22 protein-coding genes and 3 pseudogenes are annotated in these 26,362 nt (G+C 69.3%); 14 read left to right on the top strand and 11 right to left on the bottom strand.

What is annotated here, in order from left to right; genetic code table 11:
• The first annotated feature begins 116 nt into the window (after positions 1-116).
• A complete protein-coding gene (locus tag ACRQ5B_RS05685; protein ID WP_364137981.1) occupies positions 117-644 on the top strand; it encodes a hypothetical protein in 528 nt (175 codons plus the stop codon).
• A 95-nt stretch (positions 645-739) separates the two neighbouring features.
• Here ACRQ5B_RS05685 and ACRQ5B_RS05680 read toward each other — a convergent pair whose 3' ends face one another.
• Positions 740-2,095, bottom strand: a complete 1,356-nt coding sequence (locus tag ACRQ5B_RS05680) for a uracil-xanthine permease family protein (RefSeq protein ID WP_432397801.1) — start codon at positions 2,093-2,095, stop codon at positions 740-742.
• A gap of 59 nt (positions 2,096-2,154) precedes the next feature.
• The gene (locus ACRQ5B_RS05675) at positions 2,155-2,844 is read right to left on the bottom strand and encodes a class I SAM-dependent DNA methyltransferase (protein ID WP_432397798.1); all 690 of its coding nucleotides are present in this window, start codon (positions 2,842-2,844) and stop codon (positions 2,155-2,157) included.
• A 60-nt stretch (positions 2,845-2,904) separates the two neighbouring features.
• On the opposite strand from ACRQ5B_RS05675, the gene ACRQ5B_RS05670 reads away from it, so the two are divergent.
• Positions 2,905-3,711 (top strand): GNAT family N-acetyltransferase, encoded by an 807-nt coding sequence (locus ACRQ5B_RS05670; protein ID WP_432397795.1) that lies wholly within the window; start codon positions 2,905-2,907, stop codon positions 3,709-3,711.
• Entirely contained in the window at positions 3,711-4,382 is a 672-nt protein-coding gene (locus ACRQ5B_RS05665) for a class I SAM-dependent methyltransferase (protein ID WP_432397792.1), read from the top strand. The genes ACRQ5B_RS05670 and ACRQ5B_RS05665 overlap by 1 nt, the downstream gene beginning before the upstream one ends.
• Positions 4,383-4,538: 156 nt before the next feature.
• Here the strand turns inward: ACRQ5B_RS05665 and ACRQ5B_RS05660 are convergent, their stop codons facing one another.
• The gene (locus ACRQ5B_RS05660) at positions 4,539-6,101 is read right to left on the bottom strand and encodes a DUF222 domain-containing protein (protein WP_432397789.1); all 1,563 of its coding nucleotides are present in this window, start codon (positions 6,099-6,101) and stop codon (positions 4,539-4,541) included.
• A gap of 243 nt (positions 6,102-6,344) precedes the next feature.
• On the opposite strand from ACRQ5B_RS05660, the gene ACRQ5B_RS05655 reads away from it, so the two are divergent.
• The 4 genes from ACRQ5B_RS05655 to ACRQ5B_RS05640 all read left to right on the top strand — a co-directional run bounded on the left by ACRQ5B_RS05655 (position 6,345) and on the right by ACRQ5B_RS05640 (position 9,725).
• Complete coding sequence (locus tag ACRQ5B_RS05655) at positions 6,345-7,106, top strand: phosphotransferase (protein ID WP_432397786.1); 762 nt, start codon at positions 6,345-6,347, stop codon at positions 7,104-7,106.
• Positions 7,107-7,236: 130 nt separating this feature from the next.
• The gene (locus ACRQ5B_RS05650) at positions 7,237-7,842 is read left to right on the top strand and encodes a malonic semialdehyde reductase (protein ID WP_290257041.1); all 606 of its coding nucleotides are present in this window, start codon (positions 7,237-7,239) and stop codon (positions 7,840-7,842) included.
• Positions 7,843-7,862: 20 nt separating this feature from the next.
• Positions 7,863-8,447, top strand: coding sequence for a hypothetical protein (locus tag ACRQ5B_RS05645; RefSeq protein ID WP_432397783.1), 585 nt, complete (start codon positions 7,863-7,865; stop codon positions 8,445-8,447).
• A gap of 102 nt (positions 8,448-8,549) precedes the next feature.
• The gene (locus ACRQ5B_RS05640) at positions 8,550-9,725 is read left to right on the top strand and encodes a diguanylate cyclase (RefSeq protein ID WP_432397782.1); all 1,176 of its coding nucleotides are present in this window, start codon (positions 8,550-8,552) and stop codon (positions 9,723-9,725) included.
• Between the two features lie 96 nt (positions 9,726-9,821).
• Here the strand turns inward: ACRQ5B_RS05640 and pgm are convergent.
• Positions 9,822-11,493 (bottom strand): annotated as a pseudogene (gene pgm / locus ACRQ5B_RS05635) (phosphoglucomutase (alpha-D-glucose-1,6-bisphosphate-dependent)).
• A 380-nt stretch (positions 11,494-11,873) separates the two neighbouring features.
• Between pgm and ACRQ5B_RS05630 the strand changes: the two are divergent.
• On the top strand, positions 11,874-12,128 hold the full coding sequence (locus ACRQ5B_RS05630; protein ID WP_432397779.1) for a DUF4190 domain-containing protein: 255 nt from the start codon (positions 11,874-11,876) through the stop codon (positions 12,126-12,128).
• Here the strand turns inward: ACRQ5B_RS05630 and ACRQ5B_RS05625 are convergent.
• The 4 genes and pseudogenes from ACRQ5B_RS05625 to ACRQ5B_RS05610 all read right to left on the bottom strand — a co-directional run bounded on the left by ACRQ5B_RS05625 (position 12,118) and on the right by ACRQ5B_RS05610 (position 17,205).
• On the bottom strand, positions 12,118-12,882 hold the full coding sequence (locus ACRQ5B_RS05625; protein ID WP_432397776.1) for a phosphotransferase: 765 nt from the start codon (positions 12,880-12,882) through the stop codon (positions 12,118-12,120). The two genes, ACRQ5B_RS05630 and ACRQ5B_RS05625, sit on opposite strands and share 11 nt — an antisense overlap.
• Positions 12,883-12,994: 112 nt before the next feature.
• Positions 12,995-14,464: a peptide MFS transporter gene (locus ACRQ5B_RS05620; RefSeq protein WP_432397773.1), complete on the bottom strand. Its 1,470-nt coding sequence runs from the start codon at positions 14,462-14,464 to the stop codon at positions 12,995-12,997.
• A gap of 101 nt (positions 14,465-14,565) precedes the next feature.
• Positions 14,566-15,678 carry an alcohol dehydrogenase catalytic domain-containing protein gene (locus ACRQ5B_RS05615; protein ID WP_432397770.1) on the bottom strand — a complete coding sequence of 371 codons (1,113 nt, stop codon included), beginning with the start codon at positions 15,676-15,678 and terminating at the stop codon, positions 14,566-14,568.
• 97 nt (positions 15,679-15,775) lie between these two features.
• Positions 15,776-17,205: pseudogene (locus ACRQ5B_RS05610) on the bottom strand (amidase).
• Between the two features lie 120 nt (positions 17,206-17,325).
• Here ACRQ5B_RS05610 and ACRQ5B_RS05605 point away from each other — a divergent pair.
• The 3 genes from ACRQ5B_RS05605 to ACRQ5B_RS05595 all read left to right on the top strand — a co-directional run bounded on the left by ACRQ5B_RS05605 (position 17,326) and on the right by ACRQ5B_RS05595 (position 18,978).
• A complete protein-coding gene (locus ACRQ5B_RS05605) occupies positions 17,326-17,652 on the top strand; it encodes a rhodanese-like domain-containing protein (protein WP_412884499.1) in 327 nt (108 codons plus the stop codon).
• Between the two features lie 14 nt (positions 17,653-17,666).
• Positions 17,667-18,638 (top strand): prephenate dehydratase, encoded by a 972-nt coding sequence (gene pheA, locus ACRQ5B_RS05600; protein WP_432397767.1) that lies wholly within the window; start codon positions 17,667-17,669, stop codon positions 18,636-18,638.
• A gap of 121 nt (positions 18,639-18,759) precedes the next feature.
• Positions 18,760-18,978, top strand: coding sequence for a hypothetical protein (locus ACRQ5B_RS05595; RefSeq protein WP_290257029.1), 219 nt, complete (start codon positions 18,760-18,762; stop codon positions 18,976-18,978).
• Position 18,979: 1 nt separating this feature from the next.
• On the opposite strand, the pseudogene ACRQ5B_RS05590 reads toward ACRQ5B_RS05595, so the two are convergent.
• A pseudogene (locus tag ACRQ5B_RS05590) lies at positions 18,980-20,040 on the bottom strand (diacylglycerol/lipid kinase family protein).
• Between the two features lie 78 nt (positions 20,041-20,118).
• On the opposite strand from ACRQ5B_RS05590, the gene serS reads away from it, so the two are divergent.
• Positions 20,119-21,399 carry a serine--tRNA ligase gene (gene serS, locus ACRQ5B_RS05585; RefSeq protein WP_432397763.1) on the top strand — a complete coding sequence of 427 codons (1,281 nt, stop codon included), beginning with the start codon at positions 20,119-20,121 and terminating at the stop codon, positions 21,397-21,399.
• 137 nt (positions 21,400-21,536) lie between these two features.
• The gene (locus ACRQ5B_RS05580; protein ID WP_290257026.1) at positions 21,537-22,382 is read left to right on the top strand and encodes an HAD family hydrolase; all 846 of its coding nucleotides are present in this window, start codon (positions 21,537-21,539) and stop codon (positions 22,380-22,382) included.
• Here ACRQ5B_RS05580 and ACRQ5B_RS05575 read toward each other — a convergent pair.
• Complete coding sequence (locus ACRQ5B_RS05575) at positions 22,379-22,978, bottom strand: hypothetical protein (protein ID WP_290257025.1); 600 nt, start codon at positions 22,976-22,978, stop codon at positions 22,379-22,381. The genes ACRQ5B_RS05580 and ACRQ5B_RS05575 overlap by 4 nt on opposite strands.
• A 131-nt stretch (positions 22,979-23,109) precedes the next feature.
• Here ACRQ5B_RS05575 and ACRQ5B_RS05570 point away from each other — a divergent pair, with 131 nt between their 5' ends.
• Complete coding sequence (locus ACRQ5B_RS05570) at positions 23,110-25,587, top strand: phosphoketolase family protein (RefSeq protein ID WP_432397759.1); 2,478 nt, start codon at positions 23,110-23,112, stop codon at positions 25,585-25,587.
• Between the two features lie 13 nt (positions 25,588-25,600).
• Here the strand turns inward: ACRQ5B_RS05570 and ACRQ5B_RS05565 are convergent, their stop codons facing one another.
• On the bottom strand, positions 25,601-26,359 hold the full coding sequence (locus tag ACRQ5B_RS05565) for a DUF429 domain-containing protein (protein ID WP_432397756.1): 759 nt from the start codon (positions 26,357-26,359) through the stop codon (positions 25,601-25,603).
• Positions 26,360-26,362: the final 3 nt, after the last annotated feature.

The raw sequence follows: 26,362 nt of genomic DNA, 5'->3' as shown, positions 1-26,362 counted from the left end.
TCCTCTATTGAGATTTCACTCTAGTACTAAGCTTACTGACGAATTTCGGGTACGGTGGAAGAGCAGGGAAATTCTGCCAGGCTAACCGCCGGCCGCCGCTAACCAGGAGGAAGCATATGTCTGAAGACCAGCACCGCGTCGTCGAGGAAGAAGCAGGCGGCTACGGTACCCCCACCGCCGAGCAGGAGATGCCCGGCGGCGACACAAAGAGCTTCGCCCAGCCGCGCGACGAAGAAGCGTTCGACGCCGCAGGCCTCAACCAGGACAGCCCGGACGGTGAGACCTTCCCGGCCGGCGCCCCGGACCTGAGCCAGTTCGGCGCGGAAGACCAGGACAGTGCAGGAGAACCCGGAGCGGGACGCTTCGGAGGAACGGAGGAGCAGATGAACGCGGAAAACGAGAGCACCGAGCAGGGCTTCGAGTCCGGCGACGAGACCGCAGCCGAGAACGGCGGCGCCGTGCCGTCGTCGGAAGCTGACATGGACTCGGCCAACACCGAGGAAGCCGAACCGGGCCGCCCGTTCTCCTCGGAGTCCGGGCAGGACGCCGCCGGCATTCCCGACGGCTCCGGCACGGACCTGCCGGAGGAGCACTCACCGAAGGATCGCGACGACGAGGACAAAGAGTCCTTCAACGCCGGCTAACCACCGGCCTCGTCAGCAGTAAACAGCAAGGGCGGCGCCCCTCCTTTCCAGGAGAGGCGCCGCCCTTTGCCGTGTTCCCGGCCGCGGATCCGCGCTTAGCGGCGCTTTTTGGGGGTGCGCTTGGCTGCTGCGTTCACGGCGCCCCGGGCTGCGGCGGCGACGGCGCCGTCCTCGGTTTCGGGCTCGGCGACGGTTCCGCGGGCCGTCGCGATGGCCTTCATGCCGTGGTAGATCACCAGCGCGGCGGCCGAGCCGAGGGCGATGCCGGTGAACTTCAGGTCGCCGATGGTCCAGGTGTAGTCCGCGATGCCCACAATCAGGGCGACGGCGGCCGTGGTGAGGTTGACCGGGTTGGAGAAGTTGACCTTGTTCTGCACCCAGATCTTCACGCCGAGGACGCCGATCATGCCGTACAGCATGGTGGCGGCGCCGCCCAGGACACCCGCCGGGACGGTGGCGATCAGTTCGCCGAACTTCGGCGAGAAGCTGAGGATCATGGCGAAGAGGCCGGCAACCCAGTAGGCCGCCGTCGAATACACCTTGGTGGCGGCCATGACGCCAATGTTTTCAGCGTAGGTGGTGGTGCCGGAGCCGCCGCCGAGGCCGGCGAGGACCGTCGCGGCGCCGTCGGCCATCAGCGCGCGTCCGGAGACGCCGTCGAGGTTCTGCCCGGTCATGGCGGAGACGGACTTCACGTGGCCGATGTTCTCGGCCACCAGCACCAGGACCACCGGCACGAAGAGGCCGACGACGCCGAGGTGGAACTCGGGGGTCTGGAAGTGCGGCAGGCCGATCCAGGCGGCGGCATCGACCTTGGCGAAGTTGACCTCGCCGCGGATGATCGCGACGAGGTAGCCGACGACGACGCCCACCAGGATGCTCAGCCGGCCGAGGATGCCGCGGAAGAAGACGCTGACCACGATGATGACGGCGAGCGTGATCAGGGCGGTGATCGGGGCGGCGTCGAAGTTGTTCTTGGCCGCGGGGGCGAGGTTCAGGCCGATCAGGCCGACGATCGCACCGGTGACGATCGGGGGCATGAGGCGGTTGATCCAGCCCGCCCCGAACTTCTGCACGATCGCGCCGATGATGGCGAGGCCGATGCCGGCCATCACCACGCCGCCGAGCGCACCGGGGATGCCGAACTGCTGCTGCGAGGCCATGATCGGGGCGATGAAGGCGAAGGAGGATCCGAGGTAGCTGGGGATCCGGCCCTTGGTGATGACCAGGAACAGCAGGGTGCCGATGCCGGAGAAGAACAGGGTGGTGGCCGGGGGCATGCCGGTGATGATCGGAACCAGGAAGGTGGCGCCGAACATGGCCACGACGTGCTGCATGCCGACGCCGATGGTGAGCGGCCATGCCAGGCGCTCGTCGGGCCGGACGACCTCGCCGGGGCGGATGGACTTGCCGTTTCCGTGGATCTTCCAGTTGGTTCCGAGCATGCTCATGGCAGTGAGCCTTTCAAAAGGGTGTCGCGGGGCTGGGAAGGAATCTTCCGGGTGACACTTTACCGCGACGGCGTCAGCGGCCGTCGGCCGGCGGGTGCGGCCCCGGCACCCCTGCGGAACAGGAGCACGGCCTGGGGCTGCTTCTCCGTCTCCCTCGGCGGGCGGACCATTTGCTTCACCTGCTCGAAGCCGTGCGCGGCGAAGCTGCGCGCGACGTCGCCGGGGTTGTGCAGTTCGGCGCGGAGCACGACGTCGTGCCCGTACGCGCGCGTCAGGGTGCGGGAGCCGCTTCCGGCCTGGAAGGCAACCAGTGCGGCGCCGGCCGGCCGGAGGACCCGGGCGAACTCCCGGGCGACGGCGTCGATCGCTTCCGGATCGAGGTGGATGATCGAGTACCAGGCCACGACCCCGTCCGCGGAACCAACGTCGGCGGGCAGGGCGGTGAGCTCGCCGGCCGTGAACTCGATCTCCGGGTGCAGGCGCCCGGCCACCCGGACCATGGTCGGTGAGAGGTCGACACCGTTCACGTTCAGCCCGGCGGTCCGGAGGTGGGCGGCGAGCCGGCCGGTGCCGCAGCCGGCGTCGATCACTTTTCTGTCCGGCGAGGCGCCGACATGCTTTACGAAACGCTGGATCATGGCCCGGTCCTCGGCGGATTCGAAGCCGAGGTCCGGCAGGACCCGGGCATAGGTTTCGGCCACCGTGTCGTACGCGGACCGGACGGCGGCATGATCGACGGGCTCCGGCATGGCCCGAGCCTACCGCGGCATGACAGTGCCGCCCGGCCGCGCCGCTGTATGGTGGGCCCGATGACGACGACTGAGCTCCTCGCGGCCTATGATCAGCAGCTTCGCACCGACGCGGAAACTCCCAGTGCGGTGGCCGTCGAACGGTTGGGTCCGCTGCGTCTCGTCACGTTTCCCGGCGGCAGAGGGTTCGTCACCTATCAGGATCTGGGCGGGGCAGACGCGCCGACGATCGCCGGGTGGGTGGCGGAGACCGTCGAGTATTACCGCGCCCAACCCGGCATTGACCGCTTCGAGTGGAAGAGCCGCGGCCACGACCACGCCCCCTGCCTGCACGACGCCCTTTTGGAGAACGGTCTGGAGGCCGACGAGACCGAGTCGATCATGATCGGCGCGGCCAGCGGCTTGGCGGCCGACCTCGACCTCCCGCCGGGCGTTACCGTCCGGCAGGTGTCCGACGAGACTGGCATCCGGGCGATGTGCGCCATGCAGGACGAGGTCTTCGGCAGCCCCGCCTCGGACGGCAACGCCGAGGCGGTGTTGCGCCGCGCGGCCCGCGACGACGGAATGCAGCTGTGGGTGGCCGAACACGACGGTGTGATCATCAGCGCCGGGCGCCTGGAACCCGTCCCCGGAACCGATTTCGCTGGCATCTGGGGTGGCGTTACCCGGTCGGAATGGCGCGGGAGGGGCATCTACCGCTCGGTCACGGCGGCCCGGGCGCGTGCAGCGTTGGATCTGGGTAAGACGTTCATCCACAGCGATTCGACCGAGTTTTCGCGTCCAATCCTGGAACGCTCCGGACTGGTCCGGGTGTCGACCACGACGCCGTATCTTTGGCGGCGTCCGTCCGGAGTCGACGGGCGCTGATGACCGACGCGGGGGACGGAGTGAACAGCGGTCGCACGCGGCGAGCCGCCACCGACTACGACGCGTATGCCGCCAAGATGCGAAGGCTGGTGGAATCCGGGCGGGACATGGAGGCCGACGCTCGATTCGTCGACACGTTGGTTCCGCGAGGGGCGGTCATCCTCGACGTGGGCTGCGGGATCGGCTCCGCCGTGGCCGCACTGCGGGAACGAGGCCATGAAGCGTTCGGTATCGACGCGACGCCTGCCGTGCTCGAGGTGGCAACCGAATGTCATGACCCTGCCTGGTTTCGGAAAGCTGCGGCCGCCGATCTGTCCATACGGAAGCTCGGCTTGGTGGACTTACCCACGAGGTACGACGCAATCGTGGTGTCCGGGAACGTGCCGGCGTTTCTTACCGACGCGGAACTGGGGGGCGTCTTTGACCTAGCTGCCGAGATCCTTGTTCCAGCCGGACAGTTGGTCATTGGCACGACCACCCAGGCTCGCGGCGGCCCGGCAACCCAGGATGAACTCGCCGTCGGTGCCGGCCTTGGCCTCAGTCACCGCTTCTCTGACTGGCATTTGGGAGCATTCTGCGACTCCTCACCATGGTCCGTCAGCGTCTTCACAAACCCCGGCGCCCGGAGGGCGACGTCTGGCCCGGACGGCATGTTCATTCTGAATTCTTAGGTTTCAAACGCAGGGAGAGAGTGTCACAGCCGAGCGGCGCCTTTGTCCTCGCGATCTCCTTGTCTCGGCGCCTTCTCGTTCCCCGCCCTCGTTCGTAGTGGTAGTTCCGCGCTCAGCACTGCTGGATCGGCCGCGGTTCTCCTCTGCCTCAGCGCGTCACCGTGTGAAGTAGTGGTTTTGTCGGGGTTTTTGGTGGGGGTCGAGGTGGGGTGGCGGGATATACCAGGGAGTCCCGTTGCGGGACTGGATGGTCCATTGTTCTTTGTGGATCAGGTGATGGTGGTGTGAGCAGAGCAGGACACCGTTGTCGGTGCTGGTTGGGCCGCCGCGGGACCAGTAGTCGATGTGGTGGGCTTCGCACCACGGGGCGGGGATGGTGCAGCCGGGGAAGGTGCAGCCCTTGTCGCGGGCGGTGATGGCTTTGCGGATGTGGGGCGGGAAGATTCTGCTGGTCCGGCCGATGTCCAGGACCCGGCCCTCGGTGCCGAGGAGGACGGGAATGATGTCCGCGTCGCACGCGATCTTGCGGATGGTGGCGGCGGTGACGGGTCCGGTGAAGGCCAGCGACCCGGTCCCGGCCAGCCCGAGTGGCCTGGAAGGTGTCATGTCTTGTGAGGTTGGTGCGTTACCTGTGGTGAGGCGGGTGAGGAGGTCGCGGTAGTCGATGGTGACCATGACCTGCGGGCGGAGGCCGCCCGTGGCGGGGAGACCGCCGGTGGCGAGGGCGGCCTTGCAGGCGCCGACGAGGCCGTCGAGCAGGCGCTGGGGCCGGGTCCGGAGATCGAGCCGTTCCTCGGAGACTCCGGGTTCGGTGGCGAAGGCCTCCTCCGCAGAAACTGTGCAGCCTTCGGCAGCGTCTTTGTCGGCAGCGGCCGAGGTGGTCCCGCTGGCATCCACTGGGCTGGAACCGGTCGCGGCTGTGCGGGGGTTGGTGGCGGTGTTCATGACGGTGAGGAGGTGTTCGAACTGATCGGCGGTGGCGAAGATTTCCAGGTGCTGGAGACCGTGCCGGGGCCGGCGGATGAATGCGCCCTGTAACTGGCGGAGGAGTTCTTCGGTGGGTTCGGCACCGTCCTGATCGAGACCGTCGACCCAGCGCCGGGCGACCCGGGTGAGAAAGTCCGGGTCGTGAACCGCAGCGACAGTGGTCAGGGCTTCTTCCATCCGGGTCACGGTGGCGGGGTCGGCGAGAACTCGTACCCGGTCCAGGGCCTGGGTGATGATGGTCGCGGACCGGGACGGGACCTCCCCTTCCGCGAACGCCGCGGCGAGTTCCTCATGAACGGCCGGGATCGGCTGGCCGGTCAGCCCGACCCGGGGCAGCAGGTCTCCTGCCAGGCATAGACGCCGGTGGGCTTCGGCGGTGCTGATCCGTAAGCGGTCCCGCAGGAAGTCCGTGGTCCGCCGGTAACCGTCACCCTCCGGCCCGGGCCTTGAGCGATCAGAAGCATCGGCTGAGTCTGCTGCCGCGGCTTGAGTGCGCGTTCGGTCTACCGCGCCCGCCGCAACAACCTGCAGGAACTCCACGGCTCGGGCCATTTCCTCCACGTGACCGGCGAAAGCCGCCGCCTCAGCGAAACCCAGCACCCCGGCGTCGTCGACCGCCGAAGCGCAGACCTCGCGCAGCGCGGCGGCGATATCCCCCAATGCAATACCGCCGCGCCCGCCAGTTACCGGTCCGGGGACCGGAAGAAACGAAACCGCAGCCGTTGCGTTCATGGGTTAATCCTGTCCCCGACCACTGACAATTAAGCTCGCACCGGTGAACCGAACACGCCCGTCACAGACCAGCCGGGGAGCCGGTAGAGAAGAAACCGCAGCCAGTGCGTCCATGACCTGATACTCCCGCCGACCTCTGACAATTAAGGCCGCCCGCCAGCCGCGGCAGCCATGCCCGCCCGCCAACCCCGCCCAACAACCCGAAACCAGCACCAAAGCCACGGAACCGCATAGATTGGTCCGGTGGAGAACGAAGAGGTCCTGGACGGCGGCAATTCGAGCGTAGTGGTGCGCGTGGGGGACACCGTCCGCCGCAACACAGGTCCGTGGACCCCCGCCGTGCACGAGTTCCTCAACGCCCTCCACGCCGGTGGCGTCACCAACGTCCCGGAGGCGCTCGGGCTCGACGAGCAGGGCCGCGAGATCCTCACGTTCGTGCCGGGCGACATCGTCCGCTACCCACTGCCCGCCTGGATCTGGCACCCGGATATCCTCCGCGACGCAGCCACCATGTTGCGGAAGATCCACGACGCCGGAGCCCACCTCGCCGACACAAGAAGGCCCTGGCTGCTGGCCAGTCACGAACCGGCCGAGGTGGTCTGCGCCAACGATTTCGCCCCGTACAACATGGTGTTCCGGGACCGAAAACTTATCGGGGCCTTCGACTTCGACGCCGCGTCGCCCGGTCCCCGCATCTGGGACGTCGGCTACCTGGCCTACCAGCTGGTGCCCCTGATCGAGGGGACCGGCCCCGGGGAGCCCGGCGAGGACGAAAAGCGCGGCCGGCTGGACGCGCTCATCGAGGCCTACGGCCAGCCCTTCGCCCACGCCGACATCTTTGAGACCCTCGGCCGGCGGCTGCTGGAACTCGCGGACTACTCGGACCGGCGCGCCGTCGAGAGTGGATGCACGGAACTGCACGAGCACGCCGCCGGCTACCGCCGGGACAGCGCCCGGATGTTCGCCCGCGCCCAGGCGCCGGATGTGGCTGATCTCACGCCCTGAGGCGGGAAGCGGCCGGTGAAGGTGCCGGTTAATCCCTAAGACAGCAGCGCTCCCAATCCACGGACAACGCACGGACAACGCACGGACCGGGCCGGGAAGCAGCAACGCAGACCAGGGAAAAGAGACGCACATGACCATCGCCCACGAAGAAGCAGTAATCGACGCCGAGGCAGTAGACGCCATCTTCGCCCAGGCACGCACCGCGAACGCCTTCACCGGCGAGGTCACCGACGAGCAGGCCCGCGCCATCTACGAACTGACCAAGTTCGGCCCCACCGCCTTCAACTCCCAGCCGCTGCGCATCACCTACGTCCGCTCGGACGAGGCCCGCGCCACCCTGGTGGACGCCCTGTCCGCCGGTAACCGCGCCAAGACCGCTTCCGCCCCGCTGGTCGCCATCCTCAGCACCGACACCGCCTGGCACGAACAGTGGGACGCCTTCCTCCCCGGCTACAACGCCCCGAAGGCCATGTACGACGCCTCCCCGGACCTCGCCGCCGCCACGGGCAACAACAACGCCCACCTGCAGGCCGGCTACTTCATCCTCGCCGTCCGCTCCCTCGGCTTCTCCGCCGGCCCGATGACCGGCGCCGACTTCGCTGCGATTGACGCCTCGTTCTTCCCTGACGGCAGCCAGAAGAGCTTCATGGTGGTCAACATCGGCCGCCCCGCCGAAAACGCCTGGGGCGCCCCGAAGCCGAAGTTCGCCTACGAGGACGTCGTCCGCACCGTCTAGGTCGGTGGCAGACTGGGCCCATGCGGAATCTGGTCGGTGTCGCCTTCGTAGAGCCCGTCAGCGCGGGGCAGGTCTTTGCCCGCGACGCGTGGCCCCTGCACATCACGTTGGTGCGCTTCGACGTCGCGGAGCCGCCTGCGGAGGCTAACGACGACGGCGGCCCCGGCGCCCCGGCGTCGGGCGCAGCGCCCTCGCCTTCGGGCGGGACTCCGGAAGCCGGCCCGCCTGCGTCGGACCCTCTGGAAACCGAGGTCGCCCGGCGCATGGACCCGGTGGTGCGCGCCGCCCTCGGCGAGGTCCTTACCGCGGGGGAACCGGCCAACTTCGGCCGGAACGGCTCGATCCCGGTTACCCTGATCGCACCCAACGAGCGCCTCCAGCAACTGCACGAAGGACTGCTGGACGTCGTCGAATCGCTGCACGGGCGGGTCGCCACCGGTGCCTACACCCGGTCAGGCTACCGCCCCCACGTCTCCCATCAGGGCGCCAAGATGCTGAAGACCGGCGACAGGCTGGTCCTCGACCGGGTCGCGCTGGTGGACATGGCACCGGGCGGAACCCACAGTTCCCGCAAGGTCCTGACGCTGTGGGATGCCACATTGTGAATGAAGCTCTTCATTTTTATCCCGGGGTGCCATACTGGGGGCACATGGGGAGTCTGACACCGCTGAAATGGGGTCACCGGGTGCTGGCGGGAGAAAAAGCGGATGGTGCTTGATACGTCGACCCTGCGCGTTTCCCTGGCCGTCGTCACGCTGACACTGTTGTTCCTCTTCTTCTTCATCACGTACCGCAAAACCCGCTCGGCCTACAGTGCCTGGTGGTGTTCCGCTCTGCTCTTGTTCCTCACCGGCTCTGCCTCCTATCTGCTGGACGGAACCGTGCATCAGGAGTGGGCGAACCCGCTCGGGAACACCCTCCTGGTCGGCGGCGCGGGGGCCATGTGGGCCGGGGCCCGCTCGCTCCGCCGCACCAGTCCCAAGATCTGGTACCTGCTCGCGGGCCCCGTTGTCACCGGTATCGTCTCAATCTTCGACAACCCGGCCACGAACAACTGGTCCGGCGGCCCGGTTCTCCTGGGGCTGATGGGCCTCATGCTGGGGCTGTCCTCGCGGGAGCTCTTCCTCCTTGAGGTCGACTACTCCCGCGTCCACCGGCCGCTCGCCTACGGCTCCGCCCTGCTGACCATCTTCTACGTCGGCCGTCTGGTGGTGTTTCTGCTGCAGGGGCCGAACGGCCCGGTGTTCGTCACGTATTTCGGCTCGGTAGTGACCACCGTGCTGACCACGATGGTCCTGGTGGTGGCGTCCTTCACCATGGTGGAGCTGAGCAACGAACAGCTGACCCGTGACCTGCGCGCGCGGGCGACGATGGACGGTCTGACAGGGCTGCTGAACCGGACCGCGTTCATGGACCTCGCAGCCGATGAGCTGCGCAGGCTTAGTAACGCCCGGACGCCGGCCGCCCTGGTGTTGGCCGACCTGGACCACTTCAAGACCGTCAACGACCGGTACGGCCATGCCGCCGGCGACGTGGCGCTGCAGGCCTTCGCCCAAGCGTGCATCGAATCGGTCCGCTCGACCGACCTGGTGGGCCGCTACGGCGGCGAGGAATTCATCCTTCTCCTGCCCGGTGTGAGCCCCGAGCGTGCCGGCGACATGACGGCCAACATCAGCCGGCGGCTGCAGGAAAAGCAACCGCAGGTGGAGGCCAAACTTCCGACCGTCAGTTACGGCATCACCGCCACCCGGCCCGGGCGCGCGGACCTGAAGGCGTTGGTGGAGTGCGCCGACGCCGCCCTCTACCGGGCCAAGACCCAGGGCCGCGACCAGTCGGTGCTGGCGGCCACCCTCCGCGAGGAAGAGACCGCGGGCACCGTCTGAGCCGGACAGCCAGCGCGCGGGGCGCCCGCCGAAGCAGGCGCCGCGAGCGAACCAGCCGGACAGGACCCCGGGGCGCCGCAGCGCCCCGGGAACGGGTCAGGAGATGACCGAGTCCACCAGCGCCTTCGCCTCGGCCTGGACCTGCTTGAGGTGCTCCTCGCCCTTGAAGGACTCGGCGTAGATCTTGTAGACGTCTTCGGTACCCGAGGGGCGTGCGGCGAACCAGGCGTTCTCCGTGACCACCTTGAGGCCGCCGATGGCCGCGCCGTTGCCGGGCGCCTCGGTCAGCTTGGCGGTGATCGTCTCGCCGGCCAGTTCCGTCGCGCTGACGTCCGAGGAGGAGAGCTTGCCCAGAGCGGCCTTCTGCTCGCGGGTCGCGGCCGCGTCGATCCTGGCGTAGACGGGGTCGCCGAACTGGTCGGTCAGGCCCTTGTAGAGCTCCGACGGCGAGCTGCCCGTGACGGCGGTGATCTCGGAGGCCAGCAGGGCCAGCAGGATGCCGTCCTTGTCGGTGGTCCAGACGCTGCCGTCCATCTTGTTGAAGGAGGCACCGGCGGATTCCTCGCCGCCGAAGGCACCCTCGCCGGAGAGCAGTCCGGGAACGAACCACTTGAAGCCCACGGGTACTTCCACGAGCTTCCGGCCCAGGTTTTCGGCGACCCGGTCGATGATCGAAGAGGACACCAGGGTCTTGCCGATCACGGACTGCGGGTTCCAGCCGGTGCGGTGCCGGTACAGGTAGTCGATGGCGACGGCGAGGTAGTGGTTGGGGTTCATCAGGCCGCCCCGGCCGTTGACGACGGGCGTCACGATGCCGTGCCGGTCGGCGTCGGCGTCGTTGCCCGTGGCGATGTCGAAGGGGCGGCGCCGTCCGCGCCCGCACCCATCCGCTGGATCAGGGAGGCCATGGCGGCGGGGGAGGAGCAATCCATCCGAATCTTCTCGTCCCAGTCCAGGGTCATGAAGGCCCACTGCGGGTCCACGGTGGGGTTTACCACGGTGAGGTTCAGGTGGTGGCGTTCGCCGATTTCGCCCCAGTAGTCCACGGACGCGCCGCCCATCGGGTCCGCGCCGATCCGGACGCCGGCGTCGCGGATGGCGTTAAGGTCCAGGACGGAGGGCAGGTCGTCGACGTAGCTGGAGAGGAAATCGAACTTGCCGGTGGTGCCGGCGGCCATCGCCTCGGCGATCGGAACCCGCTTGACGCCGCGGAGGCCGTTCTCGAGCAGCTCGTTGGCGCGGTTGGCGATCCAGCCGGTCGCGTCGGTGTCTGCCGGGCCTCCGTGCGGGGGTTGTACTTGAAGCCGCCGTCGCCGGGCGGGTTGTGGCTGGGGGTCACCACGATGCCGTCGGCCTGCGGGGCGCCGGCCGCGGCCTTGTTGTTGTGCGTAAGGATCGCGTGGCTGAGCGCCGGCGTGGGCGTATAGCCGTGGCGGGCGTCGATCAGCACGTGCACGCCGTTGGCGGCGAGGACTTCCAGTGCGGAGTTCTGCGCCGGCTCGCTCAGGGCGTGCGTGTCCTTCGCCAGGTACAGCGGGCCTGTGATGCCCTGCCCGGCACGGTATTCCACGATCGCCTGCGTGATGGCGAGGATGTGCGGCTCGTTGAACGAGGCCTTGAGGCTGGAGCCTCGGTGTCCGGAGGTGCCGAAGACCACCCGCTGGCCGGGGTCTTCGAGGTTCGGCGCGACGTCGTAGTACGCGTCGAGGAGCGCTGTGAGGTCAACAAGGTCCTGGGGTTGGGCAACTGTGCCCGCGCGGCTAGCCATGGCTCCAGCATGCCAGAACCGCGGGCCCGGTGGCACGGTTTGGTCGCAATGCGGCCGCGGGTGACGGCGGAACGACGGCGGAAACGATGCCGGGAACCGCTGCCGCGCCCGCCGGCTCCGCGGCGGTACGCTGGACGAACACACGTCAACGAGGGGAGTGCGATGACCGAGCAGACCGGGCCCGGGTACGACGGCGGCTACCGCGGTCAGGTGCCGCCGATGCCGCCGTCCGCGCCCCACCAGGGGAGCCCCGCCGGCGGTTACGGTCCGGAAGGATCGGCGACTGGCGGCCCCGGCGCCTACGGCCCCCGGACTACCGGGGAGGCGCACGTCGGCAGCCTGCCGCGGTCGACGCCTACGGCCAGCCGCTCTACTACCCGGTGGTTGCCGCCCCGAAGGGCCTCAGCATCGCCAGCCTGTGCTGCGGCATCGCGGCCTTTCTGGGACTGGGCTTCTTCCTGCTCCCGCAGCTCGCCGCCGTCTTGCTCGGTCACCTTGCGCTGCTCCGCGAACCCGGCGGCCGCGGCCTGGCCATTGCCGGCCTGGTCCTGGGCTACATCGCGATCGCCATCACGCTGCTGGTGGTCATCGTCCTGGGCGTCGCCTTCTCTAACGCGGACTTCGTCACCCGCTAAGGGCCTCCAGCAGCCGCACGGCGTTGGCCTCCAGCCAGTCGCGGCGGCGCTGGATCAGTCCGCCCACGCCCTCGTCCCACATCCGGGCCCAGCCGCCGCCGAGCGTCCGGGCCCGCTCCTGCATCCGGCCGTAGCTCAGCTCCGCCGCCTCGACGCCCAGGGCGGGCACCCGGCGTCGTTCCTCCGGGGTCCAGCCGTAAGCGTCCGCAAAAATCCGCAGCCTGCGGAAGGGGTCCGTGCCGGCCCAGCCGGGCCACGTGTCCTCGGGGGCGCGCAGCGGAACCCAATGCATCGCCGCGTTGTAGGAATCGCGCAGCGCGGTGGCGGGCCCGGCGAGGTCGAAGTCCACCAGCCCCGCGGCCACGCCGTTCCGGACCACCACGTTCTGCGGCGTCACGTCCAGGTGGCACACGAGAACCGGGCCGTCGGCAGTCGCGGCAGAATCAGAATCAGGAACAGGGAACGGCCGGTCCGGGAACGGGTGGGCGTCCGAGGCGTACCCGGCGGAGGCCGTGTGCAGCCTGCGGACCAAGCGGCCCACCGAAGCCAGCAGCTCCTCGGACTGCACCCAGGACTCCGGCTCGGCCCCGGCACACGCGCCCGGCAGGTAGGTCAGCACGTCCCGGCCCTGGCCGTCGCGGCCCAGGAACCGGGGCGACCCGTCGAACCCGGCGTCCTCGAGCCAGTCCAGGTACGCCGCGACGGCGAGGCTCTGGGGCTGGTGCGGCCGGCGGATGGTCCCGCCGACCCGCACCACCCCTCAGTAACATCGCCCGCCGGCATGAGTTCGGCGTCGGACGCCTCGCCGGGGGCGGGGACGTAGACGCGCGCCTCAACCGGCGGGCGATGCGGGGTGCTCATTCGGCCTAGCGTACGCCGCCCATGAGCTTCTTGATGGCCGGCGACGCGGCCGCGAGGCCGACCGCCAGGATCATCGCGGTGCCGCCGACGCCGATGAAGTACGGCAGCTCATCGTCCGGGTTGTAGAGGCCCGAGAGGATGCCGGCCAGCGTTGTTCCGAGGGACACCGAGAGGAAGAACAGCGCCACCATCTGGGTGTGGAACGCCTGCGGGGCCAGCTTGGTGGTCACGGACAGGCCGATCGGGGAGAGGAACAGTTCAGCGAGGGTGAACAGGAACAGGATCCCGATCAGCGCCAGCAGCGGGGTCTTTCCGCCGCCGGCCAGCGGGATGAACGCCAGGAACGCCAGTCCCATCACGAACAGGCCGATGGAGAACTTCAGTGCCGAACCGGGCTGCTTGCGGCCCAGCCGGGTCCACAGCGCGGCCATCACGCCGGCGAAGATGATGATGAACACCGGGTTGATCGACTGGACCCAGGCGGCCGGCATTTCCCAGCCGAAGAGGTTCCGGTCCAGCTTCTCCTCCGAGTACACGGCGATAAAGGTGAACTGCTGCTGGAACAGGGCCCAGAACGCGGCGGAGGCGATGTACAGCGGGATGAACGCGGTCACGCGGCCGCGCTCCAGCGTGGTGACCTTCTTGCTGCTGTAGATCAGCACGAAATACAGCACCGAAGCGCCGATCGCGGCGTAGGCCATGGACATGGCCAGGTTCTTGGCATTGACCGCGCCGGTGCCCAGCAGCAGGGCGATGACGACCACGATCGCCGCGAAGATCAGGCCGTAGCGGGTGCGCTGGTTGGCCGGCAGCGGGTTGGGGACGCGGTGCGCCTCGGCGGGGAGTTTGCCGCGGCCCATGGCGTAGATGCCCAGGCCGATGGCCATGCCGATGGCGGCGGCGCCGAAGCCCCAGTGGAAGCCCTGGCTTTCCTGCAGCCAGCCGGTCACCAGCGGGCCGATCAGGCCGCCGGTGTTGATACCCATGTAGAAGATCGAGAAGCCGGCGTCGCGGCGTTCGTCCTTTTCCCGGTACAGGCTTCCCACCAGCGCGGTGGCGTTGGCCTTCAGCCCGCCGGAGCCGATGCCCACGAGCACCAGGCCGGTGATGAGGCCGGGGATGCCCGGGATCAGCGCCAGGCCGATGTGGCCGGCCATGATCATGATCGCGGAACCGAAGAGGACCCGCTCGGATCCGAACAGCCGGTCAGCGAGCCAGGCGCCGAGGATCGTGGAGAGGTAGACGCCGCCGCCGTACGCGCCAACCAGGCTGGCGGCGAGGGCCTTGTCGATCTCCAGGCCGCCCTGGGTGGCCGAGAAGTACATGTAGTACAGGAGGATGCCCTGCATTCCGTAGAAGGAGAAACGCTCCCACATTTCTACGGAGAAGAGGCTGGCCAGCATTTTCGGGTGGCCAAAGAAGGAGGTGTCGCCCGGCGTGGTCGCGGGGGGATCAGCTAAATGAGTTGTGCTCATTTACTTAATGCTGACACCGGAGCCCGGGATTGTCACATTCGGAAACACCCCGGCGCAAGTCAATACCGGGGTGTTTCGCGATGTTTCCGCACGTGGATCCGCTAGTCGGCGTTGAACAGGATGACCTGCCGCACGGCCTTCCCGTCGGCCAGCTGATCCATGGCCTCGTTGATCCCGGACAGGCTGATCCGCGAGGTGATGAGCTCCTCGACCGGCAGCTTGCCCTCCCGCCAGAGCCGGGCATAGGTGGGGATGTCGCGGGCCGGAACCGCGGAGCCGAGGTAGCTGCCCACGATGGTGCGGGCCTCGGCGGTGATGGTCAGCGGGGAGAGGTGCGCGAGGGCATCCGGCGCGGGCAGGCCGGCGGTGACGGTGGTGCCGCCGACTGCGGTGGCGGCGAACGCGGTCTCGAAGGCGCGGGCGCTGCCGGCGCACTCGATGACGTAGCGCGCCTTCACACCCAGCTCGGGCAGTTCCTGCGGGGTGTAGGCCTCGTGGGCGCCGAGGCGCCGGGCGTGTTCCAGCTTCTCCGGGAGGGTGTCGACGGCGATGATGCGGGAGATCCCCTGGGACACGGCGGTGATCAGCGCGGCCATGCCGACGCCGCCCAGGCCCACGATCATCACGCTGTCCTCGGGGCGCGGCTTGGCGGCGTTCAGGACGGCCCCGCCGCCGGTGAGGACGGCGCAGCCGAGCACGGCGGCGATGTCGGCGGGAATGTCGTCGTCCACCGGCACGGCGGAGGCGCGGTCGACGACGGCGTGGCTGGCGAAGCCGGAGACGCCGAGGTGGTGGTGGACCGGTTCGCCGTCCCGGCTCAGGTGCCGGCTGCCGTGCAGCAGGGTGCCTTCGTTGTTGCTCTTGGACCCGGCGGTGCAGGGGAGCCGGCCGTCCGCGGCGCAGTTTTCACACTGTTCGCAGCGCGGCAAAAAGGACATCACCACACGTTGGCCGGGCGCCAGGTCCGTGACCTCGGCACCGACCTCGACCACCCGGCCGGCCGCCTCGTGGCCGAGCAGCATCGGCACGGGCCGGACCCGGTTCCCGTCCACAACGCTGAGGTCCGAGTGGCAGATGCCCGCGGCCTCGAGCTTGACCAGGATTTCGGTGGGGCCGGGGCCGGTGAGTTCCAGGTCCGCGATGCTGATGGGTTTGGACTCCGCGAACGGCCGGGACCGGCCGATCTCCTCAAGCACTGCTCCGGTGATCTTCATCGATCCCTCTTCCGTCGTCGGGGCCGCCAGTGGCCGTGTCCGCTCCAGTAAACCGCAGCCGGGGGCGGCCGGGAAATCCGCCGCTCCGGCCCGCGGGTCAGTGGCCCAGTTGCGCCGCGACCTGCAGGAGCAGGGCCTCCGAGCCCATCGGCCCCACCAGCTGGATGCCCATGGGCAGCCCTTCGCCCGGCTGCCCGCCGGTCCAGTACACGGGGATGCTGATGGCCGGGAGCCCGCAGACGTTGATCATCGAGGACCAGGGCGCGAACTGGCACTGTCGGCGGTAGTCCTCGTCGGCGTCGCCGGCCCACTCCGCGGCGGGCCAGTACCCGTCGCCGTGCACGGCCCCGGTGAACCAGCCCAGCGGGCGCGGGGTCTGCGCCAGCGCGGGCATCAGCATCAGGTCCCACGCCGCGTACTGGGCCAGGGTGTCCCGCTGGAAGGTCCGCAGGAAGGACAGGGCCTCCTCCAGCTTGGCCGCGCTCCGCTGCTGCGCCCGGCGCCGGAACGTCCGGGTCAGCGGGGTCAGCAGCGGCTCGCGTTGCGGCGGGATCCGCGCGCTGCCGACGCCGGCCGTCCAGGCGGTGGTGAACGCCGCGGGGTACCGGTTGTCGTACCGGATGGACGCCTCGCCTGTCCGGTGCCCGGCCCGCTCCAGCAGGTCAATCCCGGCGGCCAGCGCGGCCAGGGCCTCGGGCTCGGGGGTGATCGGGTAGGCGGCCTGCCACGGGCTGTCCAGGCTGACGCCGATCCGGAGCGGGGAGGCGCCTGTCCGGCGCGCTCCAAATACCCGGGCCGGCCCGGCTCCGGCGGTGCCAGGGCGTCCAGCAGCAGCGCGGCGTCCGCGGCCGAGCGCGCCAGCGGCCCGGCCACCACCAGCCCGGCCCGGTCGCCGGGGCTCTCCCCGGCGGGCACCAGCCCGCGGCCGGGCTTGAGCCCCACCAGGCCGCAGGCCGCCGCCGGGATGCGGATGGACCCGCCGCCGTCGGAGCCCGGCGCAAACGGCAGCAGCCCCGCCGCCACGGCCGCCGCGCTGCCCCCGGAGGAACCGCCGGAGCTGCGGCTGGGGGAATACGGATTGCGCGAGGGCGGGGCGATCCGGTTCTCGCTGTACGCGGTCAGCCCGAACTCAGGAACCTGGGTCTTGCCGAGGGAAACGACGCCGGCGCCCTTCAGCGCGGCGGCCAGGGCGCCGTCCTCCGCCGCCGGCCGGGCTTCCAGCGCCGCGCTGCCGTGGCTGGTGGGAACCCCGGCGACGTCGGTCAGGTCCTTGAACGCGACCGGCATGCCGTGCAGCGGCGGGAGCGTGTCCACGGTGCCGGCCTTGGAGGCCCGCTGGAGCGCCGCGTCGGCGCCGTCGGCATCCCTGGTGGCCTGCTCCGCGGTGACGGTGATGAAGGCGCCCAGCCGGGGATTCTGCTCCCCGATCCGGGCGAGGAAATGCGCCGTTGCCTCGCGGGCTGACAGACCGCCGGCGCGGAGGGCGTCCCGCAGCGCCAGGGCGGACAGTTCGTGGATCTCAGCCAAGGTTCGCTGCCATCGATCTCCCTACGTCGTCCCAGAAGCGTAACCTGACGCGCCGGACGCGGGAGGGCGCGGGGCTGGCGATACGCTGGAGGCACACCTGGTACTGCGGAGAGGACTGCCATGAGTGACATCGATACCGTGACCGTTTCCGACATCCCCGAGTCGGCGAAGATTCTGGACGTCCGCGAAGACTACGAATGGGCTGCCGGCCACGCCGAGCGCGCGCTCCACATCCCGCTCGACCAGCTGCCCGGCCGCATCGACGAGCTGGACCCGGACGAGGACCTCTACGTCATCTGCCGCACCGGCGGCCGCTCCTTCCGCGCCGCCCAGTGGCTGGTGGGCCACGGCTACTCGGCCCTGAACGTCGCCGGCGGCATGGACCAGTGGCTGGAAACCGGCCTGCCGCTGGTGTCCGACAACGGCCTCAAGCCCGTCATCCTCTAACCCCAAGGGACCCCATGCCTGCCGCACCGCTCACGTACACGTTCCTGGGACCGGAGGGAACCTTCACCGAGGCGGCCCTGCTGCAGGTTCCCGGCGCCGCGGAGGCCATCCGCATCCCGGCGTCGAACGTCAACACCGCCCTGGACAAGGTCCGCGCCGGGGAAGCGGACGCGGCCATGGTGCCGATCGAGAACTCGGTGGAAGGAGGCGTGACCGCCACCCTGGACGCCATCGCCACCGGCCCCGAGCTGCGGATCCTCCGCGAGGCGCTGGTGCCGATCACCTTCGTGCTGGTGGCCCGGCCCGGGGTGCGGCTCGAAGACGTCCGCCGGGTCTCCACCCACGGCCACGCCTGGGCGCAGTGCCGGCTCTGGGTGGACGCTCATATTCCCCATGCGGAATATATCCCGGGGTCCTCGACGGCGGCCGCGGCCATGGGACTGCTCGACGGCGCCCCCTACGACGCCGCGATCTGCGCACCAATCGTCGCCGCGGAACAGCCCGGCCTGCAGGTCCTGGCGGAGAACATCGGCGACAACCCCGGCGCCGTCACCCGCTTCGTGCTGGTGGGACGTCCCGGTGAGCTGCCGGCGGCCACCGGTTCGGACAAGACCACCGTGGTGGTGCCGCTGCCGGAGGACCGGCCCGGTGCGCTGATGGAGATCCTGGACCAGTTCGCCACCCGCGGCGTCAACCTGAGCCGGATCGAGTCCCGCCCCACCGGGCAGTACCTGGGCCACTACTTCTTCAGCATTGACGCCGACGGCCACGTGCTCGACGCCAGGGTGGCCGACGCCCTCGCCGGACTGCACCGCATCAGCCCGGCCACCCGGTTCCTCGGCTCCTACGGCCGCGCGGACGGTCAGCGCACCGAGGTCCAGCCGCACACCTCGGACCAGGCGTTCCACGCCGCGCACGCCTGGGTGCAAGGCCTTCGCTCCGGCACCGCACCGGATTCCAGCGGGGAAACCCTGCCCGCCGGATAGCACTCCCCGGCATTCGCCCAAAGCGTAGACAAATGCCCCATCCTGCACTTTCGCCCCTCGTAAACGGGCGTATGCTGGCGGGAACCAAACCGGGATAGACCTCGACTGGAGGGAGCAGGGCATGTCAACGACGAGCAATGACAACGATGGCCAGGGGATGATCGTCAACCCCAAGCCGACGGCGGAGAACCAGGACTGGGACGGCGACGACGCAGACCGCGCGGACCGCCTGCGCTTCGAAGAGGAGCAGGCCATGATCCGCGAACAGAGCGAGGCGCGCGCCGCCAAGGCCGCCGAGGACGCGAAGAAGGCCGAAGAGGCCGGCAAGGAAGCCAGCTAGGCTAGACGGCTTCGTCTTCCCGGACCCGCACCAGCAGGGACCGGGGGGCGATTTGGACGGTGACCTTCGTGGCCTCGCCCGAGGGTCACCGTCCACCTGCGTCGGCATCGGCTCGGCGCAGGTGATGACCACCTTGCCCGAGCGGTAGTAGGTCATCACGGGCAGGTTCCGCTTGTGCTTGAGCACGATCTTCCAATACATCGCCAGCCAGCCGATCGCGCTGCGCGGGCTCATCACCACCACGTCCAGCATCCCGTCGTCGATCATCGCCTGCGGAATGAAGTCGATGCCGCCGGGAATCAGTCCGCAGTTGGCGAACAGGACGCTGCGGATTTTGCGTGACTGCTCCGGTTCGTCGTCCAGGGAAATGGACACCCGCTTGCGCCGGCCCGGCAGGTGCCGCACCCCGGCCTCGGTGTAGGCCAGCCAGCCCACCGCCTTCTTCAAGCCGTCGCTGGTGTCACTGACCACCTCTGCGTCCAGCCCGATCCCGGCGATCACCAGGAAGGCGTGCTCCGACGACTGACCGGTGATGCCGTTGGCCACCGTCATCCGGGCGGTGTCGATGAAGCGCTGGTGCCCGAACAGGGCGGTTTCCACGCAGGAATGCAGGTTCCCGATGTCCAGGTGGATGTTGCGCGCCAGCAGGTTCCCGGTACCCAGCGGCAGCAGCCCCATGGCGATGTCCGAGTGGGCCAGGACGTCGGCGACCACCCGCACGGTGCCGTCCCCGCCGCCCACCAGGACGACGTCGGCGCCGGACGCGACGGCGGCACGCGCCTGCGAGAAACCGGGATCCTCCGCCGTGGTCTCGTAGAAGAGCGGGGCCTCCCAGCCGGCCGCCAGGCACGCACCTTCCACCAGGGCACGGGCCTCGGACGCGCGGGCCTTGATGGGGTTCAGCACCACCGCGACCTTCTGCCGCTCCAGGCCCGGATGGTGGGTGTCCTCCCAGACGGCGCTGCGCGTGTGCTTGGCCTTGAGCCGGCGCACGCCCCACCAGCTGGAGACGGCAAAGGCCAGGGCTCCAGCGATGACGAGGTAGAGCAGCCAGTCGCGCATGGTGCTCCAACACTAACCCGGGCCCGCCCCGCGGCCGGACTGCCCGGCGTCACCGTGCGGATTCGATACTCTTGTCTGGTGATCGACGTAAAAGACCTCAGCGAAAATCCGGACAAGTTCCGCGCCAGCCAGCGCGCCCGCGGCGCCGACGAATCCGTGGTGGACGCGATCATCGCCGCGGACGCTTCCCGGCGGGCGGCCCTGATCCGCTACGAGAACCTCCGCGCCGAGCAGAACGCCTTCGGCAAGAAGGTGGCGCAGGCCAAGGGCGAGGAGAAGCAGGCCCTGCTGGCCGAGGTCAAGGTCCTTGCCGCGTCGGTCAAGGAAGCGTCCGCCGAGGCCGACGCAGCCCAGACCGCCCAGGAGGAGCTGCTACGCGGCATCCCCAACCTCGTCGAGGACGGCGTCCCCGAGGGCGGTGAGGACGACTACGTTGTGGTCAAGACCGTCGGCACCCCGCGCGAATTCCCCGATTTCGAGCCAAAGGACCACCTGGAAATCGGTGAGCTGATCGGCGCGATCGACATGGAGCGCGGCGCCAAGGTCTCCGGCTCCCGCTTCTACTTCCTCCGCGGCGTAGGCGCCCGGCTGGAGATGGCCCTGCTGCAGATGGCCATGGAACAGGCCATCGACGCCGGCTTCGTCCCGATGATCACCCCCACGCTGGTCCGTCCCGAGACCATGCAGGGCACCGGTTTCGACGTCAAGCACGACGCCGAGATCTACCGCCTCGCCGAGGACGACCTTTACCTGGTGGGCACCTCCGAGGTGGCCCTCGCCGGCTACCACGCGGACGAGATCCTGGACCTCTCCGCGGGCCCCATCCGCTACGCCGGCCAGAGCTCCTGCTACCGCCGCGAGGCCGGCTCGCACGGCAAGGACACCCGCGGGATCATCCGCGTGCACCAGTTCAACAAGGTGGAGATGTTCATCTACACCACGGTCGAGGACGCCGCCGCCGAGCACGCCCGGCTGCTGGCCTGGGAAGAAGAAATGCTGGCCAAGTGCGAGCTTCCCTACCGCGTGATCGACACCGCCGCGGGCGACCTGGGCACCTCAGCGGCGCGGAAGTTCGACTGCGAGGCGTGGGTCCCCACCCAGGGCGCCTACCGCGAGCTGACCTCCACCTCCAACTGCACCACCTTCCAGGCGCGCCGGCTGAACATCCGCGAACGCGTGATCACCGAGGACGGCACCCCCAAGGGCACCCGCGCGGTTGCCACGCTCAACGGCACCCTCGCCACCACCCGGTGGATCGTGGCCATCCTGGAACACCACCAGAACCCGGACGGCTCGGTCAACGTGCCGGCCGCGCTGCAGAAGTACCTGGGCGGGATGACCGTCCTGCCCGTCCTCTGACCATCCGCTCCAGCCGCCTCCGCCAGCATCCCGCCGTCGGCCCCGCTACTCAGTCACCCAAGTGTTCACGGGCGCTTCATTTCGTGCTGTGGCGCGCGTCCTAGCTGGCTGTCGGGGGTGTCTGCTCTACTTGTTAGATGACTACATTGACTGAAACCTCAGTCGCTGGCAACGACGACCAGCGCAATGCCAACGACAAGATGATGATCGCCCTCGACGTCGACGGAACCCTCGTCGACCACGACGGCCACATGTCCGTTCCCGTCCGGGAAGCCGCGCAGGCCGTGGTGGCCGCGGGCCACGAGGTCATGATCGCCACCGGCCGCTCCCTCGGCGCCACGCTGCCCATCATCGAGCACATCGGCATCGAGACCGGCTACGCCGTCTGCTCCAACGGCGGCGTCACCCTCCGCGTCGATTCCGGCCTGGCCGACGGCTACGAGGTGCTGCACAGGGCCACCTTCGATCCCGGACCCGCGCTGCGGGCGCTCCGGAAGCGGCTGCCCTCCGCCAAGTACGCCCTCGAGGACGCCGACGGCAACTTCCTCTCCACCGAACGCTTCCAGGACGCCAGCTTCGGCGTCGAGGCGATCGGCGTGGACTTCCAGACCATGCTGGAGGCCACCGCCGTGCGCGTCGTGGTGTTCAGCTCGGAGAACACCCCCGAAGAGTTCAACGCCGCGATCCGCCACGTCGGGCTCGCCGGCGTCACCTACTCCGTGGGCTGGACCGCCTGGCTGGACATCGCCGCGGCCGGCGTCACCAAGGCCAGCGCGCTCGAGCAGCTCCGCGGCCGGCTGAGCATCGGGGCGCACCGCACCGTGGCGGTCGGCGACGGACGGAACGACATCGAGATGCTGACGTGGGCCCGGCGCGGGGTGGCCATGGGCCAGGCTCCCGCCGAAGTCATTGCCGCCGCGGACGAGGTCACCCACTCGGTGTTCGAGGACGGCGCGGCCCACGTGCTGCGCAGCCTGCTCTAGCGCACCTCGAGGATCAGGGACAGCAGCCGGGCGGCCGCGGGCCGTGCGGCGTGCTCCTCGTTCCACTGGGCGCGGGCCACGGCCTTGCTCACCGCCTGCGTGGTGATGCCGAGCTCCTCCGCCACTGCCTTCTGCTGGCCCCGGACGCCGGGCGTCAGCAGGTCCAGGACCCGCCATTCCGCCGCGCTGCGGTCGTGCACGATCTGGCCCAGCAGGCGCAGCACCGCCTCCGCTTCCGCGGCCAGCTCGGCCAGCGGGCCCTCGACGGCCACGGGGATGCGCTCCTTGCCGTTGCGCAGCCGGTCCACGGCCCGCCTGGCGTAGACCAGCCCGTGGCCGGAGGCGTCCTTGATCTGGTTGGGCAGCGGTTCGTTCACGGGCCCGACGCCGATCCCGACGTACCAGGCGCCGGTGCGCAGGGCGATAAGCGCCGCGTCCACGGCCTGCCGCGGGCAGTCCACGATGCCCTGGACCTCATCCTCGACGGACCGGTCGAAATCGAGGCGCGCCGGAATGTGCCGCAGGTCCTTGAGGAGCTGCGGCACGCGGTCGCCGTCGTGACGGCTGTCAGTCTGGTTGATGGTCAGGGTGAACATTCTGGGTGCCACACTACCGCGTGGCTGTTTCGCCGCAAACGGGCGACGTCGGCCGTCACAGTGTCGCCGCGGAGGTCCCGGACCAGCGTCCGGACCGCTGAGGCTTGTCAGCGCCTGCGGGAGATGTTGCGATGGACGCACACGCTGCCGACGGCGGCACGAACGGGGTGGAGTGCACTGTGGCGAATGTGGTGGGGCGGGAAACCGGGCGGCGGGACGCGCCAGCGGGGAGCACAGACGAACTGGACCTCGTCGACCGGTGGTGGCGCGCAGCCAACTATCTCTCGGTCGGGCAGATCTATCTGCGGTCCAATCCGTTGCTGAGGGAACCGCTGAGCGCCGGGGACACCAAGTCCCGTCTGCTCGGACACTGGGGCACCACGCCGGGCCTGAACTTCATCTATTCACACCTCAACCGCGTCATCCGCCGCGACGCCCAGGAGATGGTGTTCGTTGCCGGGCCCGGACATGGCGGACCGGCCGTGGTGGCGAACGCCTGGCTGGAGGGGACGTATTCCGAGATCTACAGCAACGTCGGCCCCGACGAGGTGGGCCTGGCCGAGCTGTTCCGGCAATTTTCCTACCCCGGCGGCATACCCAGCCACGCCGCCCCGGAAACCCCGGGATCCATCAACGAGGGCGGTGAGCTCGGGTACTCGTTGGCGCACGCCTACGGCACCGTCTTCGACAACCCGGAGTTGATCACCGCCGTCGTGATTGGCGACGGCGAGGCCGAAACCGGGCCGCTGGCGGCCAGCTGGCACTCCCACAACTTCCTGGATCCGGCGCACGACGGTGCCGTGCTGCCGATCCTGCATTTGAATGGCTACAAGATCGCCAATCCCACGATTCTCGCCCGGATGCCGGAGTCCCAGCTGGAGCAACTGCTGCGCGGCTACGGGCACACCCCGCACTTCGTGACCGTCGCAGACCCGGAGGACACGGCCGCGGCACACCGGGACTTCGCTGCGGTCCTGGACCGCTGCCTTGCCGAGATCCGCGCGATCCAGGCGGACCACAGGGAGACTGCGGCCCCCGGGCGTGGCGCCCGGAACGATGCGCCCGCTGCCGCGTGGCCGATGATCGTTTTTCGTTCGCCGAAGGGCTGGACCGGACCGAAAACCGTCGACGGACTGCAGGTTGAGGGAACCTGGCGCAGCCACCAGGTGCCCCTCGCGGAGGTGCGGACCAACGCCGAGCACCTGGCGCAGCTGGGCCGCTGGCTTGAGTCCTACCGCCCGGCGGAGCTCTTCGACGACGGCGGCCGACTCCGGTCCGACGTGGCCGCCAACGCCCCCGACGGGGACCTGCGCATGAGCGCCACCCCGCACGCCAACGGTGGCGTCCTGCTGCGCGACCTGCGTCTCCCGCGCTACTCCGACCACGTGGTGGACGTCGAGGAGCCCGGCCGGGAACGGATCAGCGCCATGATGACCCTCGGGTCCTGGCTGAGGGACGTGATAGCCCTGAACCCGGAGACGTTCCGGCTTTTCGGCCCGGACGAGACGGCGTCGAACCGGTTGCAGGACGTCTACAAGGTCACCGACAAGGTCTGGCAGTACCGGATCGAGGAGGTCGACGAGCATCTCGCCCGGGCCGGGCGCGTGATGGAGGTCCTCAGCGAACATTTGTGCCAGGGCTGGCTTGAGGGCTACCTGCTGACCGGCCGGCACGGCGTGTTCAGCTGCTACGAGGCATTCATCCACATCGTCGACTCCATGTTCAACCAGCACGCCAAGTGGCTCAAGGTCCACAGGCAGCTCCCCTGGCGCCGGCCCGTGGCATCGCTGAACTACGTGCTCTCCTCCCATGTCTGGCAACAGGACCACAACGGGTTCTCGCACCAGGACCCCGGCTTCATCGACCACGCGGTCAACAAGAAATCCGAAGTCATCCGCGTCTACCTGCCGCCGGACGCCAACACCCTGCTCTCGGTCATGGAGCACTGTCTCGGTTCCCGGGATTACGTCAACATCGTGGTCAGCGGTAAGCAGCCCTCGCCAACCTGGCTGGGGCCGGCCGAGGCCTCCCACCACTGCCAGCGCGGCCTGGGGATCTGGGAATTCGCCGGCTCGGAGGTCCCCGGCGAGGAACCCGACGTCGTGCTGGCCTGCGCGGGCGATGTGCCCACCGTGGAGACCGTGGCCGCGGCCGAGCTGCTCAAGGCCGGTGCGCCGGGGTTGAAGATCAGGGTGGTGAACGTTGTGGACCTGATGCGGCTCCAGGACGCCGCCGAACACCCGCACGGGCTCTCGTCCCGCGACTTTGACGGCATCTTCACGGCCGACAAGCCGATCATCTTCGCTTACCACGGCTACCCCTCGCTGATCCACCGGCTCTCGTACCGGCGGACCAACCAAGAAGGCCTGCACGTGCGCGGCTATAAGGAGGAGGGGACCACGACGACGCCCTTCGACATGGCCATGCTGAACGGGATCGACCGGTTCCAACTGGCCATCGACGCAATCGACCGGGTGCCGGGGTTGGCCGAGCGGCATTCACTGCTGCGACAGTCGCTGCAGGATCAGCGCATCCGGGCTCACAATCACACCCGGGAGTTCGGCGAGGATGCCACGGAGATCAGCGGTTGGACCCTGGGCGGCCGGTAGTCGCGGCCGCCCCCTAGCCGGCCGCTACCAATGCGTCCAGGCCGCCCGTTGGCACGTGGATCCAGCCCTCGCTCCGGGCCGCCGCGGCGTGCGCTTCATCCGGCCCGACGGTTGCCCCGACCGCCACGGCCCGGGCCGTGAGGGCGGCGATCACGGCGTCGAACAGGTCGTCGGATCCGGCCAGGCGCTCGCCGTGGCCTGCGAGGTCCAGCCACGGCGCGGCGTCGCGCAGCGCGGCCAGCAACCCGCCCAGCCGCTCCGCCTCGGGCCCGCCCCGGCCCTTGTACCCCCGGGCCAGGAGGCCCCAGGTCTTCAGCGACCCCGCCGGGTACACCTCGGCCAGCCGTCCGCTGCCATCCCGGGGCTGCAGCCCGTGTTCCCGGGCGATCTTGGCCTGGATCACCGCGCATCGCATCGCCGGGTGCGCCAGCCGGTCCGCGGAGACACTTAGCGGGATCAGGCCTGTCAGCCCGGTGGTGAACCGGTCCGTCTCCCGGTAGGCGAGCAGCCGGCGGCCCTCGATGCCGTCATAGTCCAGCACGGGGTACGGCTCGCCGGCCAGGTGCGCGGCGATGAAGGGCAGGAACGCGTCCGGCCAGCCCACCGGGCAGTCGATGCCCGTCATGGCAGAGCTGCCGAAGAGCCGGACGATCTCTGCGTCGTCGACGTCGAGCGCCAGGTGTACCAGCGTTGCGGTCCCGCCCTCCCACTCGAGGACGGCGGCCGCGGTCTTCTTCGTCGCCGCGGCCAGGTCCACCCCGAGGGTCCGCACTGC

It is taken from the genome of Pseudarthrobacter sp. L19 (assembly GCF_050859435.1).
GTDB lineage: Bacteria > Actinomycetota > Actinomycetes > Actinomycetales > Micrococcaceae > Arthrobacter.
Note: the sequence above shows the minus strand (reverse complement) of the source record. Positions and strands in the feature narration are given on the sequence as shown.

Coding starts and splice junctions, on each gene's coding strand:
- ACRQ5B_RS05685 (WP_364137981.1), top strand. CDS start 117: ATGTCTGAAGACCAGCACCGCGTCGTCGAGGAAGAAGCAGGCGGCTAC.
- ACRQ5B_RS05680 (WP_432397801.1), bottom strand. CDS start 2,095: ATGAGCATGCTCGGAACCAACTGGAAGATCCACGGAAACGGCAAGTCC.
- ACRQ5B_RS05675 (WP_432397798.1), bottom strand. CDS start 2,844: ATGCCGGAGCCCGTCGATCATGCCGCCGTCCGGTCCGCGTACGACACG.
- ACRQ5B_RS05670 (WP_432397795.1), top strand. CDS start 2,905: ATGACGACGACTGAGCTCCTCGCGGCCTATGATCAGCAGCTTCGCACC.
- ACRQ5B_RS05665 (WP_432397792.1), top strand. CDS start 3,711: ATGACCGACGCGGGGGACGGAGTGAACAGCGGTCGCACGCGGCGAGCC.
- ACRQ5B_RS05660 (WP_432397789.1), bottom strand. CDS start 6,101: ATGAACGCAACGGCTGCGGTTTCGTTTCTTCCGGTCCCCGGACCGGTA.
- ACRQ5B_RS05650 (WP_290257041.1), top strand. CDS start 7,237: ATGACCATCGCCCACGAAGAAGCAGTAATCGACGCCGAGGCAGTAGAC.
- ACRQ5B_RS05645 (WP_432397783.1), top strand. CDS start 7,863: ATGCGGAATCTGGTCGGTGTCGCCTTCGTAGAGCCCGTCAGCGCGGGG.
- ACRQ5B_RS05640 (WP_432397782.1), top strand. CDS start 8,550: ATGGTGCTTGATACGTCGACCCTGCGCGTTTCCCTGGCCGTCGTCACG.
- ACRQ5B_RS05620 (WP_432397773.1), bottom strand. CDS start 14,464: ATGAGCACAACTCATTTAGCTGATCCCCCCGCGACCACGCCGGGCGAC.
- ACRQ5B_RS05615 (WP_432397770.1), bottom strand. CDS start 15,678: ATGAAGATCACCGGAGCAGTGCTTGAGGAGATCGGCCGGTCCCGGCCG.
- ACRQ5B_RS05605 (WP_412884499.1), top strand. CDS start 17,326: ATGAGTGACATCGATACCGTGACCGTTTCCGACATCCCCGAGTCGGCG.
- pheA (WP_432397767.1), top strand. CDS start 17,667: ATGCCTGCCGCACCGCTCACGTACACGTTCCTGGGACCGGAGGGAACC.
- ACRQ5B_RS05595 (WP_290257029.1), top strand. CDS start 18,760: ATGTCAACGACGAGCAATGACAACGATGGCCAGGGGATGATCGTCAAC.
- ACRQ5B_RS05580 (WP_290257026.1), top strand. CDS start 21,537: ATGACTACATTGACTGAAACCTCAGTCGCTGGCAACGACGACCAGCGC.
- ACRQ5B_RS05575 (WP_290257025.1), bottom strand. CDS start 22,978: ATGTTCACCCTGACCATCAACCAGACTGACAGCCGTCACGACGGCGAC.
- ACRQ5B_RS05570 (WP_432397759.1), top strand. CDS start 23,110: ATGGACGCACACGCTGCCGACGGCGGCACGAACGGGGTGGAGTGCACT.